Source organism: Bacillus sp. FSL K6-3312 (assembly GCF_038007485.1).
GTDB lineage: Bacteria > Bacillota > Bacilli > Bacillales > Bacillaceae > Bacillus > Bacillus pumilus.
In genome coordinates, this window is sequence record NZ_JBBOXI010000001.1 from 2,888,622 (window position 1) to 2,903,678 (window position 15,057).

Sequence of the window (15,057 nt, forward strand, 5' to 3'; positions counted from 1 at the left end):
CAAAATTCCCTTCTACTGCTGTTTTGGTCTGCTTTTAGCAAGAATAAAGATCGGTTCAAGCTTGCCCTCATCATATAAAAATGACAATGCGGTAATCGGAACCGTGCCGCTGGCGAAGAAGCTCATCGACATCTGTCCTAAAATATCATAGCCTGATTCATTGCGAATATCTGCAATGATGAATACATCTTGATGGGGGACAGAGATGGCCATCTGTCCTTCTATTTTTTGCGCGTATTCTTGTAAAATCGATTCATTTAAAAGTCTGCTGGCATCATATCCGTCATTCGCACGGAAGAAATAAAACCGGTTGCCTGCCACTTCATCCATTTTCACCACAGTTTCAAGTGAGCGGACATTAAAGCTTGCGGTTTCCCTGATTCGCTCTTTTGTCCAGTTTTCCTTTTGAAGCATCTTTTCATCAATTAACCTGTAGGTGCTTCCAAGGTCAAGTGCATAGTAGATTCTCGTTTCAGCTGTATGCTCATCAAAAACGAGCGGAATCTCGTCACTTGATGTCTCGGGAAAGGAAGTGGATCGAATGACCGGATAAATTTGCTTTTCTTTTCCTGAGATGTGCTGCGCTTCGCCTTTCATGGCATTTAGCGCCTCTTTCACATAATAAACGATCTCATCCAATGTTTCATCAGGCTTTACTTCCCACTTTGCAATGATTGGCGGGAGCTCTAGTGTGATCCCTTTGCCTGTTTGTTTATCTTCAATACGAAGCGTGTCTTTTTCTCGGTTAAACTGGTGTGACCAGCTGTCATTTGTCAGACGGCTTTTGAGTTCGTTCGCAAGCTGTCTTGATGTCATTTTTGCCATGATTTAGACTCTCCTTTCATTATTTAGAAAGAGAATCTGTTAAAAATGCTTCAATCTCTTCCTTCGTTTTACGATCCTTGCTGACAAAGCGGTTAATCTCTTGCCCATTTTTAAATACTAAAAAGCTTGGAATGCCGTAAATTTCCCACTCTGCGCAAGTGTCAATAAATTGATCTCTATCCACATAGAAGTACTCAAATTCTGGGTAGTTTGCTTCAAGCTCTGGCAAGAATGGTTCGATAAAGGTGCAGTCCGGGCACCAGTCCGCTGAAAATAGCAATACTGTTAAGTCTTCTTGAATCACTTTTTGTAATTCTTCGTTTGATTCAATTTTTTTCATGTTTCATTCCTCCAGTTTGTATGGTTAAATCTCCGAATTGTATATAGCCTTTCTTTCTCATCCATTCTGATACTACCAAACTAATCACTGCCGGGCCAACGATATGCAAAAGAGCAATCGCTAGAAAAACAGATGGATGAAATCCCATAACCGTCAGTGTCATGAGCTGTCCAACAAGGCCACTCGTTCCCATTCCTGCCCCTGCCGCATTATTGACCATCCCAAAGCCAATAATACCAATTGGCGCGAGAATGAGGCCCGCTATCGTCGGCGGAATAAGGATAAGGGGATTTTTTACAATGTTTGGCAGCTGCAATTTTGACGTGCCAATACCTACAGCGGCAAGACCGCCAAAACGATTTTCTCTAAAGCCTGCAGCGGCAAAACCGACCATTTGAGCGCAGCAGCCGATCGTTGCAGCACCAGCAGCAAGACCGCTTAAATCAAGCATGAGCGCAAGCGCAGCACTTGAAATTGGTGAGCTGAGGGCAAGTCCAACAATGGTTGCTACTAGCATGCCCATGATCAGTGGACTTTGGTCAGTCCCCCACATGATGAGCCTGCCAAGCCCTGTCATCATGGCTTCAATCCCTGGACCGATCAAAGCGGCGGTGGAAAAACCAGTGATGATGGTGACAAGCGGTGTCAAAATAATATCAATTTTTGTCTCACCACTGACCAGTTTGCCGAGTTCTACACCAATTAATGCTGCGACAAAGCTTCCAGCAGGTCCACCAAGCTCTGCTCCTGCAGCACCTGAAACAACACTTGCAAAAATGATCAATGGAGATGCCTGTAACCGGTACGCCACGGCTACGCCAATCGCTGGTCCCATGAGCCCCATTGCGAGTGTTCCCATTTTGATGATGAGCGGAAGTGATAACAAACCGCCTGCTGTTTTTAAAATCAGACCTACTACTAATGTAGCAAATAGACCTAAAGCCATATAAGAGAGTGCATCAATGAAGTACACTTTTGGCGAAAGGGAGATTCCCTTTCTTTTCAAATAAGTCATCAACGTCGTCTTCCTGCTTTCTCATAGGAAAGACGAAAAGGCCTGTCCTTCCCATTATATGTAGTATTCTTACGATGAAAAAATAGTCTCTACCATGAATATCATAATCATATTTTTTTTGCTTTATCAAGCACTTCTTGTGTAACATGAAAAGAAACAGGGCAAACCTTTACTAAGTTTGTACAAAAGGAGGAGATCGTTATGCAATTAACCGTCTATTTAGCAGGAGAAATTCATAGCAAGTGGCGTGATGAAATCAAGGAGAAAAGCCAATCGTTGAAACTGCCAGTGACATTTGTTGGTCCAATGGAGAATCATGACCGCTCCGATCACATTGGTGAGGACATTTTAGGTGAGCAGCCGAATGCCATATTCAAAGATGATGCTGCTTCTGATTTGAACAATTTCCGTACTGAGATCCTATTAAACAAGGCAGACGTCGTCATTGCCCGCTTTGGTGAGAAATATAAACAGTGGAACACGGCAATGGATGCGTCTGCTGCCATCGCTAAAGGGAAACCTCTCATTTTGATCCGCCCAAAAGAACTGCACCATCCGTTAAAGGAACTATCAAATAAAGCGAATATCACTGTGGAAACCGTGAACCAAGCGATCAAAGCGTTATCTTACGTGTTTGAACAGCAATAACAAAAGGCTGCTCTCTTGAAAGAGGCAGCCTTTTGTTTACATTTACACCTGTTGATATATAGAATCCACTGTACTTTGATCACAGTTTTTCACAAGACGGACGATTAATTCTTTTGCCGCTGCATAGTCATCCACATGCAATACTGAATGACTTGTGTGAATGTAGCGAGCACACACTCCAATGACAGCAGAAGGCACGCCTTGGTTTGAAATATGCACACGTCCAGCGTCCGTACCACCTGGTGATACGAAGTATTGGTATGGAATATTGTTTGACTCAGCCGTATCAAGCACAAAGTCTTTCATCCCGCGGTGCGTAATCATGGTTCGATCAAAAATACGCAAAAGTGCACCTTTACCAAGCTGGCCGAATTGGGTTTTGTCACCTGTCACATCGTTTGCAGGGCTTGCATCTAAAGCAAAAAACAGATCCGGCTGAATCATATTCGCAGCTACTTCTGCCCCTCTAAGCCCTACTTCTTCCTGAACCGTTGCACCTGAATACAGATGACATGAAAGTGGTTCGTCTTTTATTTCTTTTAATAATTCAATCGCAAGTCCGCAGCCATAGCGGTTATCCCAAGCCTTCGCTAAAATCTTTTTAGGATTCGCCATAGGGGTAAAGACTGTTGCAGGCACGATTTGCTGTCCTGGGCGAACGCCAAGTTCTTTTGCCTCTTCTTCACTGTCTGCACCAATATCAATGAGCATGTCTGATGGTTTCACAGGTTTGCTTTTTTGTTCTGGTGTTAGAAGATGAGGCGGTGTACTAGAGACGACACCAGGAATTGGCCCGTGATCGGTATGAACGTCGACACGCTGCGCCAGCATGACTTGACTCCACCAGCCGCCGAGTGTTTGGAAGCGTATCATCCCGTTTTTTGTAATGGATGAAACCATGAATCCCACTTCATCCATATGACCAGCCACCATGATTTTAGGTGCGTTCTCTGGTCCCTTGCGAACCCCAAACACACCGCCAAGACGATCCTGAATGAGTTCGTCAGAATATTTCTCAAGTTCCTTTTTCATAAAAGCACGTACATGTTGCTCATTACCTGGAGTACCTTGTAATTCTGTTAAATTTCGGAAAAGCGACAATGTTTCTTCATTCATTCTACGATTTACCTCGTTTCTATGTAATGACCATATATATTCCTATAAAAATAACACTCACTTTATACTATAAGAATTCTTTCGGTTTTCCAAGTATCTCTCCAGAAATTTTGAATATGCTTTCAACTATTCGGATTCCTTAACATCAATGGACAAGTTTTGTATAATGGAAAAAACAGCAATACGGAGGTGCAGCACGTTGAAGTTAAAACATGTTCTGATTGGTGCGAGTATTGGCGTAGCCGCTGCAATTGTTGCAAAGAAAGTATTTTTCCCTACGTATATCTCGTCTGAAAAAGCATTAAAAATTGTGAAATCCGCTTTTAAACAGCGCGGCCCGATTGATGGCTCTTGGATTTATACTGTACCAGAACCGTATACCGTAAATGGTGAAACGATTGATGTGTACAAATCTGGCATTACTCGCTCAGCCTTTGGCGAGCTTGAACAGTACGAAGTCATGATTGATGCCAAAACAGGCATGATTGTGGATGTCATTGATTCTGTGGCTTGATAAAGAAAGCTTCGCAAAGGGTGTCCTTGCGAAGCTTCTTTTTTATATGGCTTTGATTTTTTTGTACACAGGATGCCACATAGCGTCCTGTACTGCCTGAATAAGGTCCTCAGGCGTTTCCTCTGCAATTCCTTCATCGATCGCTGCTTGCGCCACACGAACAGCTACTGTCGCTGAAACGGTTCGAAGCTGATCGACACTTGGCAGCATCGCTGCACCCGGCTTTCCGACATTGACCATGCTGGCAATCGCTTCAGCACTCGCAACAAACATGCTGTCTGTCATGAGGCGTGCTTTAGACACAATCGTTCCAAGGCCAAGCCCTGGGAACACAAGAGCATTATTTGCTTGCCCAATTTCATATGTGACGCCGCCATATTCGACAGGATCAAATGGGCTTCCTGTTGTCACGAGGGCGCGTCCTTCTGTCCACTCAATGAGATCTTCAGGCTTTGCTTCTGAAAGAGGTGTCGGGTTCGACATCGGTAAAATCGCTGGGCGCTCTACGTGTGACGCCATTTCTTTCACAATTTCCTCTGTAAATGCTCCTCCTACTGTCGAGGTGCCAATTAAGATGGTTGGTTTTGCCTGTTTGACGACCTCTAATAAATCAATGGAATGCTTAGGACCGTTACGGGCATAATCCTTTACTTCGTCAGAACGTCTTGCATATGGCTTTTGAAATGGCTGAATGTCAGGCGAATCATCTGTAAGTAAACCTGTTTTATCAATACACCAGAAATGATCATATGATTCCTCTTCTTTGACTCCGTCTCTGACAATCGCATCACGGATCTGCTCCGCTATACCAATCCCTGCCGTACCCGCTCCGAAAATGACGATTCGGTGATCTTTCAGCGGAACCTTCGAAGCTTTTGCACATGCCATAACCGCAGCAAGTGAAACAGCTCCAGTCCCTTGAATGTCATCATTAAATGTACAAATCCGTTCCTTATATTTTTCCAATATGGCTCGTGCATTTTTTGTCCCAAAGTCTTCCCAGTGAAGGAGGGCATTTGGAAAGGTTGCGCGGGCAAGCTCTACATATTGATCGATAAACTGATCATAACGCTCGCCTCGAACGCGAGAATGCTGATTTCCAACATAAAGTGGATCATTCAAGAGACTTTCTTGGTTCGTCCCGGCATCAAGTACTACGGCCAGCACGCGGCTAGGATCAATGCCTGCTGCAGCTGTATAAACAGCAAGTTTCCCGACTGAAATGGCAATACCGCCAACACCCCAGTCTCCAATACCTAAAATGCCTTCTGCATCTGTCGCAACGATTAAGTCAATGGATTCATCCACACCGTAAGAGGCAAATATTTCTTCCATGCCTTCCAAGTCATCAATTGATAAATAAAGCCCTCTTGGCTTTCGATACTCGTGGCTATAACGCTGAATGGCTGTTCCAACCGTCGGTGTGTAGACAATCGGCAGCATCTCTGCCAAGTGCTCATTTAATAATTTGTAAAAAAGCACTTCGTTTCTGTCATGAAGTGATGTTAAATACACATTTTTCCCAAGTTCATCCGGCTGTGCCTTGAACTGCTCATATGCACGCTTTGCCTGATCCTCTAATGTTAAAACTTTAGGCGGTAGAAATCCCTTTAAACCAAGCTCTTCCCGCTCTTCCTTCGTAAATGCAACCCCTTTGTTTAAATAAGGGACGGACATGACTTCCATCCCTCTTAATGGTGTTTCAATGACATCACCATGTACACGATAAAATTGGTTCACCTGCACTCTTCCTTTCACAAGTTCATTTTGTCGTTATTTTGTGTGAAAGGCGAAAAAACATGCAGATGATCTTTTATCTCCCTGTTTCTCTTTTGACTTCATGTGTGATTTGCCCATCTTCATCCCACTTAACAGCGCGGTAAATCGCATCATGATAAAACAAGTACCACGCATTTTTTTCTTCTGCAAATGCCTGCCATTTTTGCTTAGCTGGAATTGAGGTCATTGGGTAATCATCATATGCCAAGACCCATAATGGATTTTTATGAGCGTGCGTTGGCATAATGTCAGCTAAATGAATCGCTGTTTCGCCCTGACTTGTGAGCGTTAAGATGCTATGGCCATTGCTATGACCGCCTGTATGATGCAGCTGAATGCCTTCTATTACTTCGATGCTTTCTTCAAATGGCACCACTTGATCTGCTACAGGCTCCCAGTTTTCTTTCCAATATGTATTTCTTGAGCGGATGTTAGGCGCCCTCATTTCATCCCATTCGATTTTGGATGTGATGATTTTTGCTTGCGGAAAAACAGACACGAGCTTTTCTCCTTCACGTTTTGTTAATCCGCTTGCATGATCGAAGTGAAGATGCGTCATTAAGACGTAATCAATATCTGCTGTTTGCAGGCCAAGTGCCGCGAGTGACTCTTCCAATTTCGTCTCTTCTGTTACGCCGTAATTGCGTTTTTGTTTATCCGTCAGCTTACCTGATCCGATGCCGGAATCCACTAAAAAATGGAGACCATTCCACCGTATAAGGATTGGGTCACACCGCAGTTCAATTTGATTGCGATCGTTCACCGGGTATTTTTTTGACCATAACGGCTTTGGCACCACACCAAACATCGCACCGCCGTCCATGTGTGTATCTCCCCCGTTTAACCAGAACAGTTCCATGTCACCTATGTTCATTGTCTCCATTGCTGTCATCCCTCCTTTTTCTATCGTAGCAAATACAGCCAAAAATCGCATGCATCAATCTTTTCATGAAAAAAGCTGACTGCAATTTTTTTGCAGCCAGCTTGATGTCACTTGTTATTCTGGAAATTTCACTTCTGATCGATAAATAGGTTGTCCCATAGACGAGAATTTCTCTTCGTATTCCGTCATCACATTTCCTTCTAGTCCGTCCTTATGTAAATCTAAGCTTACATACGTTAAAAGAAGGCCATATGCAGAAAAGCTCTTTAAAGAATATTCAAATAACCCGCGGTTATCTGTTTTGAAATGCAATTCACCGCCTGGACGAAGAATATGTTCATATCGCTCTAAAAAGGCCTTAAACGTCAATCTGCGCTTTTCATGTCTTGCTTTTGGCCACGGATCAGAGAAATTCAAATACACTCGGTCAATCTCATTTGCCGCAAACACATCTGTCAGCGTTTCCGCATTAATGTTCAAAAGCTTTACATTTTCAACATCTGTCTCTTTGATTTTATCTACTGCTGTCACAATGACACTTTTAAATAATTCAATGCCAATATAGTTGATATCAGGATGAAGCTTGCCCATTCCAGCGATAAAGCTCCCTTTTCCTGTGCCAACTTCGATATGGATTGGATGATCATTTCCAAATAGCTCATGCCATTTCCCTTTATATTGCTCGGGGCTTGCTAAGGCAATATGAGCATTTTCAGCTAAGTAATCATCAGCCCATGGTTTATGTCGCATTCTCAATTTGATACACCTCTATTTTCTTTACATTTTATCAAGATACCATGAAACATAAAGACCCGCAAGACAGCATCTTTATGCGCATATGAAAAAGACCAGCCCTTCGCTTGAGCTGGTCTGCCGCATGTATAAATTGGGCGCTGAATGCACAGTTTAACCACATAAATGACACGCAGAAAAGGAGCATACGTATGGGATTAAACCGTCAACATCAGCTTCAATTAATCAAAGATATTTTAACCGACCACCAGTTGGATTGCTGCGGGACTGTTGCAGAATATGAACAGGTGGGACGCGTGATTCAATTAATGCTGGCAAAAGAAGACCTTGATGCCGACATTCGTCAATTATTAACAGATATTCATGATTACAGCCAAAAGGGCACTTCTGTCAGTTCAATCGTTGCACATATTGAGGCGCATCAATCGCATTTGTCAGAGTGGGTCGAGAATATTCCTCTGTCTTAATGAATATTTAACCGCTGTAAGAGTGCGCACAGCTCCGCTTGCACTTCTTGCTGCGCTTTTTCATTTCCTTTTCTTTTATGCCACACAACAAACGATACGGTTTCAGCGAGGACGTACCAAGCCATGCGTTTTCGCAAATTGTCCGTCAGCGGGGCACCGTACATTGAGAGCCAGCTTTCCCAGTTCTCTTCTTCAACATAATGGTATAAAAGTGGTCCAAGATCAATGGCTGGGTCAGCAATCATCGCCCCATCCCAATCGATCAAGTAAAGCTGGTTTTCATCTGTCAGCAGCCAATTATTATGATTGAGGTCACAATGACACACGACCTTGTCTTCAAATTGAACTGCCTCCACATGCTTCTCTAAGTACTGGATGGCACGTGTGACGTCGCGCGAATCAATTTGCTCTTTAAATATGGACTGTTTTAAATGCTTCAGAATGGATGCTGGGTCTAGAGAGTGCTTCTCTAATCGTTTCAGCATATCAAGCAATTCTTTCGATGTATGAATTTTTCTTAGCTGCTCTGCGACAGGACGGTCATTCATGTCCTTTGGCTTCAGCTCTCTGCCGCTCAGCCAGTGCTGCGCAGTGATGACATCCCCATTTTCCATCCGTTTTGTCCAGACAAGCTTCGGCACAATGCCTTCAGCTGACAAAACCGCAAGAAACGGTGACGTATTGCGTTTTAAAAATAGCTTTTGGTCATTGTGTGTTGCGAAGTACGCATCTCCCGTAGCGCCTCCAGCAGGAGAGATGTGCCATTCGCTACCTAATATTTGTCCCAACCAGTTCATATCAATTTTCAACCCATCATTTCTTAAAATATTTTAAATCGTGCTTTTTTAGTCGACAAAATTCAGCCGATTGAAGGTCAATAGGCTGTTTCTTTTTTTATTTATATGATCATAAAAACAAAAAGGACAGCTATTGAGATTGAGATGCTAAACAATAGCCGTCCTATAGATTTTATCGTTACCTTCTTATACTCGTCAAGCAAAACTAGAAAATCAGGACAAGAACCTTATGAAAAGAAAGGCTTTTTTCATGGTTCTTTGACTAGGACATTCATGGGACATGATTTAAGCACGTAATTTTAAGGAGCGATCACTCGTCTTCACAAAAACAGGCGTTGCACCAATCACTTCTCCATCTGCATGAAATAAGATTTTTCCATCTGCCTCCAAGTACGCTTCTTCGTGTTGAAACAGGGTAACGCCCTTCATTCCAAGGTGCTTGCGAAACACCATCGCACTTAGAAAAAAGAGCACTTTAAATGGATTCAAATCTGTGACAACGAGTGTTTGAAAGCCTGGCTGCCTCGCGCTCACTTCTGGTGCTGCTTCCAGCCCGCCTCCGTAATAGGGGTGATTACAAACAATCACAAACCACACTTGGCGAAAGACCTTCTTCTCGTTTTCAATAAACAGCGCAAGGTCGAACGGCTTAAAGGACCATAAAGAATGGAGAAATGACAGCGGGTAGATGATAAACCCAAGCCCCAGTCGTTTCAACCACTTTTTTCCTCTGAAATACACTGTTTTCCTTAGCACATGCGCATCAAACCCCGCACCGATATGATTGAGAAAGAGAACGGATTGCGCGCTTTCTGCGTGATCTTGAAAGGAGCCGAGTGAAAATGTTTTGGTGAGCATTCTCTTTTGCTTTCTCACTTCTTTTAGGACATCTTGACGATGGATGCCAAGGCCCTTCGCCGCATCATTCCAATGACCGGCGGGGACAAAGCTTAGCTGCACATGATCCATTTCCTTTAAGCCATTTAGGACTTCATGAATGGTTCCGTCACCGCCAATGACAATCAGGCGCTTCAGCCTGTCATCTTGCATGGCGCTAATTTGTCTTGCCAATACTTCTGCATGACCTTCATGCTGGGTGAGAAACGATCGATATGAGATCTCCACCTTTTGTAGTTCTTTCTCTATGCTCCTCCATGTACGAAGTCCTTTTCCATGTCCTGCTGCTGGATTAACGATAAAGTACCATTCATTCATATATTAGCTCCACTCAGGTCTCATTTTTCGTGACCTTCCATTATGCCTTTAATCGAGCCATTCCTGCCTTCTTTTGCTGTCTGATTCACCATAAGCAAGTAATGCTTTTGTCGCCTTAAATTGCTGATGCTTTGTCGGCGCAGTATTTTTCCGCTGCTTTTCAAACCAATCTTCCGCCTTCTTCTTATCGACAACCTCCATCCCGTATGGAACTTCCGGTAAGTCAATATAAGAGGTACGGCTGATCAAGATTTTTTTCACAGGAAGATGGGCACCGCTTTGCTGTAAGATCTTTGACACGACGGTGCCAGAGCGTAGAAGGCTTGCGCAAGGATTCAAAACGGACTGAACCGCTTTCCCATTCGCCCGCTTTTCCCAAAAACGTTCCTTCGTTCCGATATATACGCTGTCAGGCTCTGCCTCTAAGAAGGATAAACAAATCACTTCCAGCGGCGTAATGAGGACTGGACATAATTCCATCTCTGCTTTTTGAATGAGCAGCACCGGTTTGTACATCACAAAATATGAATCCGGAAGCTGCCTAGCAAGCATGCGCAGCTTTTCGTCATATCGAATGTGATGGGAAACGGTCGAAATGTTGGAAATCGTCGAGCTCGCCCATTTTAATTGAACATCGAATAGATGATCCTTAAAAAAATGAATGAGCTTCGTTTCATCTGTAGGAACGTTTGTAAAGACACCTTGCTCTATATCTGTCGGCTCGTTAAAAAGACTCAGGTCCCGTTCCTTCTTCATATCGGCTTCTTTTTGCTTTCTCTTTAAGGAGAATTTCTTTCTCTTTTCCTCCTCTTGTTTAGGCACTTGTTCAGAGATTTGGTCAAATGAATGCTGCGTCTTCTCTTTTGAAGCTTTTTTTAACTCGTCCCACCTTTGCTTTTTCAATCGAATGAATTGATTGATGTAGTGATGCGGGTCTTGTTCATATCGTGATATATAATCTTGAATTTTGATAATTTGCGCCATCTGCTGCTCACTCCAACTTTTAGAATCATTTATGTAGTGCAAATTGTTTGATTGCGTGATAACGCGGGGTTTCTCTCGGACGTATTTCATATAGAGTCATACAAGAAACCTCTATCACGTATGGCTCTTTGCGTAAAGGCGCTTGTTCTGCAAAAGAGTGATCCGCGTTCCATTTGCGTGCAATCGTCATATGCGGATGAAACGGTCTCTTTTCAACAGGATGTCCTGCTGACAATACGGCTTCTTTCACCTTTTCTCTTAATTGCATGAGTGGTTCACTTTCATCAGGTTTTGCAAAAAAGACTCTTGGGCGTTCCTTCGTGCCAAACTGTCCGACCTCATTCAGCTCAAGTGAAAATGCAGCGGCTTCCTTTGAGAGGATCTCAAGCAGCTCGATGATCTTCTTTAAGCGCTCATCTGGAATGGCACCTAAAAAGATCAAGGTCACATGATAATCATGTGGTGCTGTCCATTTTTGAAAAGACAGTCCGCTTCTTTGATCAATGTCTTTTTTGATTTGATGCGCAAGTTGTTCAGGGATGTGAACCCCAATAAAATAATGACGGTTTTCTGACACAATATCACCTGTCCTTTTATAACAAACTTTACGAATCCCCATTGATGATAGTATAACTAAAGAAATGCGGAATGAGAAGAAAGGGTGTCACATGATGAAGGTTGCACAAAATATAGCTGAGCTGATTGGCGATACACCACTTGTTCAATTACAGAGGCTTCAGCCAGACAATGCGGCAGCTGTTTATTTAAAGCTGGAATCGTTTAATCCTAGCGGAAGTGTGAAGGACCGCGCTGCTTACAATATGATCGTTGAGGCTGAAAAACAAGGGAAGCTTACAAAAGGAGCGACCATTATTGAACCGACGAGTGGGAATACAGGGATTGGTTTAGCTATGAACGCAGCAGCTAGAGGGTATCAAGCCATCCTTGTGATGCCTGATACGATGACAAAGGAACGAATCAATATTTTGAAGGCTTACGGGGCGCAGGTCATTTTAACCCCAGGAGAAGAAAAAATGCCAGGCTGTATTCGCAAAGCAGAGGAGCTGGCAGCTCAAATTCCTCATAGCTTTATCCCGATGCAATTTGATAATAGAGCGAATCCAGATGCTCATAGAGGCACAACGGCTGTTGAAATCATGGAAGCTGTCAAACAACTTGGCAAGCCCCTTGGAGCCTTTGTCGCAACAGCAGGAACTGGCGGAACCATTACAGGCACTGGTGAGGAATTAAAGAAAGCATTCCCTCATTTAACCATACGTGTGGCAGAGCCGAAGGGATCTCCAGTCTTATCTGGCGGGAAACCTGGCAAACATAAACTTGTTGGCACAAGTCCAGGATTTATTCCTCATATTTTAAATGAGCATGTCTATGATGAGATCGTGCAAGTAAGCGATGAAGATGCGTACACTATCACACGTCAGCTTGCCCGTCTTGAAGGAATTTTAGTTGGTCCATCATCTGGTGCAGCCTGCTATGCTGCGATTGAAACAGCCAAGCAATTGCCGGCAGATCAAATTGTGATCTGTATGACAGCAGATACAGGCGAACGATACTTATCAAGTGATGTTTTTCAAGATTAAAAAAGGAACAGGGCAATGAATCCCTGTTCCTTTTTCTTCTTTTCTCGGTTAGGACGATTTGACAGCCTTCACCTCAGCCTGCTCCCCTGTGATGAGTAAAGCCTGCTCATCAGTAAGCGGGCATAAATCGAGCGTCTGCTCATACTGCTCCATGATTTGCTGCGCAGCCTCGCCTAAATAGGTATTGTACATATGCGGTACCGGACAGTAGCTTATCTCATTGAATCCTTGATAAGATGAAAGCTCTGGTGCCTTCTGCCGATCATCCATCACGGAGATATATTCAATGCTTGGCGCCATGATGATACTCCCTGCGGATTCACCAATGTACAACTTGCCTTTATTGATTTCTTCTTTTAGCACGTCATCGAGACCGTGCTTTCTCAATTCCTGCAGCAAATAGAAGGTGTTGCCTCCTGATACGTACATCACATCATTTTGTTTCATCATCTTGGTGATTTCTTCGGTAGACTGCTCAGCTATTTGAACGGTTTCTAGCTGCATACCGAGTTGATGAAAGGCTTCTTTTGCTGCCTCTACATAGTGCGTGACTTCTTCCACAGCACTTGCTGTTGGAAAAAATGTCACGCGTTTTCCTTTTAATGATTCACCCGCAAAGTCAGACAAGAGAGAATAGCTGTCTTTGAATGAAGAGCATAAGAACATTTTTTTCACTGTGAATCCCCTCTTCTCTTTTTCTATTTTGCCAATTCATACATGGCTTGAGCATATAGAGCGGTTGCTCTTAGTAAGTCGTCGATTTCGATATATTCATCCTTCTGATGTGCGCAATCTGGTCTGCCAGGGAAGAGAGGACCAAAGGCAACGCCCGCTTCTAAAGATCTCGCATACGTTCCTCCACCAATGGCAATCAGATGAGCTGGATCTCCCGTTTGTTCCTCATATACCCGCTGCAATGTTTTCACAAGCGGATGATCTTTTGAAACGTGATGCGGAGGGCTGTCGTCAAATTTCAGAAGGGTAGCCCCTTTGATGCCTTCGATCCCTTTTTTAACGTCCTTGCCGTCTGCTGTCACTGGATAGCGGACATTTAATCCTAGCTTCGCTTCCTCGCTTTGTGTATAGCGGATCGTGCCAACATTTAAAGTCAAATCTCCGCTAATGTGATCTTTGCAAGCAATCCCCAGCTTTTTCCCTCTTGTATCCTGATCAAATAAAGCATTGATTTGAGAGGTAAACGCAAGCCCGTCTTCATCTAATTCTTGTCCACATAGGAAATTGGCCATATGAATGCCCGCATTGATGCCATGCGCCGGCTCCATAGCATGAACTGATTCACCTTTTAATGTGAAATGCAGTCCATCCGCTACATTCTTTACCTCACCTGATAATTGATTGTCAGCAAGATAAGCTTCAAAAGCTGTTTTTAATGATTCAGCATCGTGTTCTTGTGCCGCTGTCACAGTGGCAGTTGAATCATCCGGCACCATATTCAGCCGCATACCCGATGTGAATTGCTTGAGCGTATAGCGCTGATGTTGTTCTGTACGTTGATATGTAAATGACACAATGGCATCAACGATCCCTTTTTCAGCATGAATAATCGGAAAATCAGCATCTGGCGCGAATCCAATTTGTGGCATCTCCTCATGCTTGAAATAATGGTCCACACAGCGCCAATCACTTTCTTCATCTGTTCCAATGATCATTCGAATCTTTTTTGACAGCTTCATCCCTGTATCTTTTAACATCTTCAGTGCGTAGAAAGCCGCCATGGTTGGCCCTTTATCATCAATGGCGCCTCGTGCAAATATTTTATTTTCTCTTATGTCTGCTGAAAATGGCGGGGTTGTCCAGCCGTCACCAGCAGGCACAACGTCCACATGGCATAGCACACCTACAATGTCTTCGCCTTCTCCATATTCAATATGACCTGCATAGCCATCCACATTCTTGACTGTGAAGCCTTCGTCTTCCCCTTTTTTCAGCATATACTGAAGGGCCTGATCGACTTTTTCACCAAATGGCTGTCCTTCTTTTCCTCCTTCTTCATCAAGGACACTTTCAATTTGCAAAAAAGATTGTGTGTCCTTTATTAAGTCGTCTTTTTTTCGAATGACTTCAGCTTCCCAATTCATTTTTCCATTCCTCCTTGAAAA

The 15,057-nt window shown here is 43.5% G+C and carries 17 protein-coding genes; 4 read left to right on the forward strand and 13 right to left on the reverse strand.

Annotated features, from left to right (window positions below):
* Positions 1-12: 12 nt before the first annotated feature.
* From MHI11_RS15060 to MHI11_RS15070, 3 genes are read right to left on the reverse strand one after another with little or no spacing between them, the layout of a single operon-like run.
* Entirely contained in the window at positions 13-825 is an 813-nt protein-coding gene (locus MHI11_RS15060; protein ID WP_340961406.1) for a DUF1444 domain-containing protein, read from the reverse strand.
* A gap of 19 nt (positions 826-844) precedes the next feature.
* Positions 845-1,165 carry a thioredoxin family protein gene (locus MHI11_RS15065; RefSeq protein ID WP_003217665.1) on the reverse strand — a complete coding sequence of 107 codons (321 nt, stop codon included), beginning with the start codon at positions 1,163-1,165 and terminating at the stop codon, positions 845-847.
* The gene (locus tag MHI11_RS15070; RefSeq protein WP_065098621.1) at positions 1,152-2,180 is read right to left on the reverse strand and encodes a PTS transporter subunit IIC; all 1,029 of its coding nucleotides are present in this window, start codon (positions 2,178-2,180) and stop codon (positions 1,152-1,154) included. The genes MHI11_RS15065 and MHI11_RS15070 overlap by 14 nt, the downstream gene beginning before the upstream one ends.
* A 201-nt stretch (positions 2,181-2,381) precedes the next feature.
* Here MHI11_RS15070 and MHI11_RS15075 point away from each other — a divergent pair, with 201 nt between their 5' ends.
* Positions 2,382-2,828 (forward strand): YtoQ family protein, encoded by a 447-nt coding sequence (locus MHI11_RS15075; protein WP_044142201.1) that lies wholly within the window; start codon positions 2,382-2,384, stop codon positions 2,826-2,828.
* A 42-nt stretch (positions 2,829-2,870) separates the two neighbouring features.
* Here MHI11_RS15075 and MHI11_RS15080 read toward each other — a convergent pair whose 3' ends face one another.
* Entirely contained in the window at positions 2,871-3,944 is a 1,074-nt protein-coding gene (locus MHI11_RS15080) for a M42 family metallopeptidase (protein WP_340961408.1), read from the reverse strand.
* A 199-nt stretch (positions 3,945-4,143) separates the two neighbouring features.
* Between MHI11_RS15080 and MHI11_RS15085 the strand changes: the two genes are divergently transcribed.
* Complete coding sequence (locus MHI11_RS15085; protein ID WP_003217759.1) at positions 4,144-4,458, forward strand: PepSY domain-containing protein; 315 nt, start codon at positions 4,144-4,146, stop codon at positions 4,456-4,458.
* A gap of 42 nt (positions 4,459-4,500) precedes the next feature.
* Here the strand turns inward: MHI11_RS15085 and MHI11_RS15090 are convergent, their stop codons facing one another.
* The 3 genes from MHI11_RS15090 to trmB all read right to left on the reverse strand — a co-directional run bounded on the left by MHI11_RS15090 (position 4,501) and on the right by trmB (position 7,876).
* Positions 4,501-6,198, reverse strand: a complete 1,698-nt coding sequence (locus MHI11_RS15090) for an NAD-dependent malic enzyme (RefSeq protein ID WP_080984725.1) — start codon at positions 6,196-6,198, stop codon at positions 4,501-4,503.
* A 73-nt stretch (positions 6,199-6,271) separates the two neighbouring features.
* A complete protein-coding gene (locus tag MHI11_RS15095) occupies positions 6,272-7,120 on the reverse strand; it encodes a YtnP family quorum-quenching lactonase (RefSeq protein WP_044142199.1) in 849 nt (282 codons plus the stop codon).
* Positions 7,121-7,234: 114 nt separating this feature from the next.
* Positions 7,235-7,876 carry a tRNA (guanosine(46)-N7)-methyltransferase TrmB gene (gene trmB, locus MHI11_RS15100; protein WP_044142198.1) on the reverse strand — a complete coding sequence of 214 codons (642 nt, stop codon included), beginning with the start codon at positions 7,874-7,876 and terminating at the stop codon, positions 7,235-7,237.
* 188 nt (positions 7,877-8,064) lie between these two features.
* Here trmB and MHI11_RS15105 point away from each other — a divergent pair, with 188 nt between their 5' ends.
* Positions 8,065-8,340, forward strand: coding sequence for a YtzH-like family protein (locus tag MHI11_RS15105; RefSeq protein ID WP_340961411.1), 276 nt, complete (start codon positions 8,065-8,067; stop codon positions 8,338-8,340).
* Here the strand turns inward: MHI11_RS15105 and MHI11_RS15110 are convergent.
* From MHI11_RS15110 to thpR, 4 genes are all read right to left on the reverse strand, one after another.
* A complete protein-coding gene (locus MHI11_RS15110) occupies positions 8,337-9,137 on the reverse strand; it encodes a phosphotransferase family protein (RefSeq protein ID WP_170966030.1) in 801 nt (266 codons plus the stop codon). The two genes, MHI11_RS15105 and MHI11_RS15110, sit on opposite strands and share 4 nt — an antisense overlap.
* Positions 9,138-9,422: 285 nt before the next feature.
* Positions 9,423-10,352 (reverse strand): YegS/Rv2252/BmrU family lipid kinase, encoded by a 930-nt coding sequence (locus MHI11_RS15115; protein WP_106029013.1) that lies wholly within the window; start codon positions 10,350-10,352, stop codon positions 9,423-9,425.
* A 48-nt stretch (positions 10,353-10,400) separates the two neighbouring features.
* Positions 10,401-11,336 (reverse strand): hypothetical protein, encoded by a 936-nt coding sequence (locus tag MHI11_RS15120; RefSeq protein ID WP_044142194.1) that lies wholly within the window; start codon positions 11,334-11,336, stop codon positions 10,401-10,403.
* A 25-nt stretch (positions 11,337-11,361) separates the two neighbouring features.
* Positions 11,362-11,913: an RNA 2',3'-cyclic phosphodiesterase gene (gene thpR, locus MHI11_RS15125; RefSeq protein WP_052465550.1), complete on the reverse strand. Its 552-nt coding sequence runs from the start codon at positions 11,911-11,913 to the stop codon at positions 11,362-11,364.
* 94 nt (positions 11,914-12,007) lie between these two features.
* Between thpR and cysK the strand changes: the two genes are divergently transcribed.
* A complete protein-coding gene (cysK, locus tag MHI11_RS15130; RefSeq protein ID WP_044142192.1) occupies positions 12,008-12,937 on the forward strand; it encodes a cysteine synthase A in 930 nt (309 codons plus the stop codon).
* A 48-nt stretch (positions 12,938-12,985) separates the two neighbouring features.
* Here cysK and MHI11_RS15135 read toward each other — a convergent pair whose 3' ends face one another.
* Both MHI11_RS15135 and pepV read right to left on the reverse strand, forming a co-directional pair.
* Complete coding sequence (locus MHI11_RS15135; RefSeq protein ID WP_106065782.1) at positions 12,986-13,612, reverse strand: Type 1 glutamine amidotransferase-like domain-containing protein; 627 nt, start codon at positions 13,610-13,612, stop codon at positions 12,986-12,988.
* A 23-nt stretch (positions 13,613-13,635) separates the two neighbouring features.
* Entirely contained in the window at positions 13,636-15,036 is a 1,401-nt protein-coding gene (gene pepV, locus MHI11_RS15140; RefSeq protein WP_340961416.1) for a dipeptidase PepV, read from the reverse strand.
* Between the last annotated feature and the right edge of the window lie 21 nt (positions 15,037-15,057).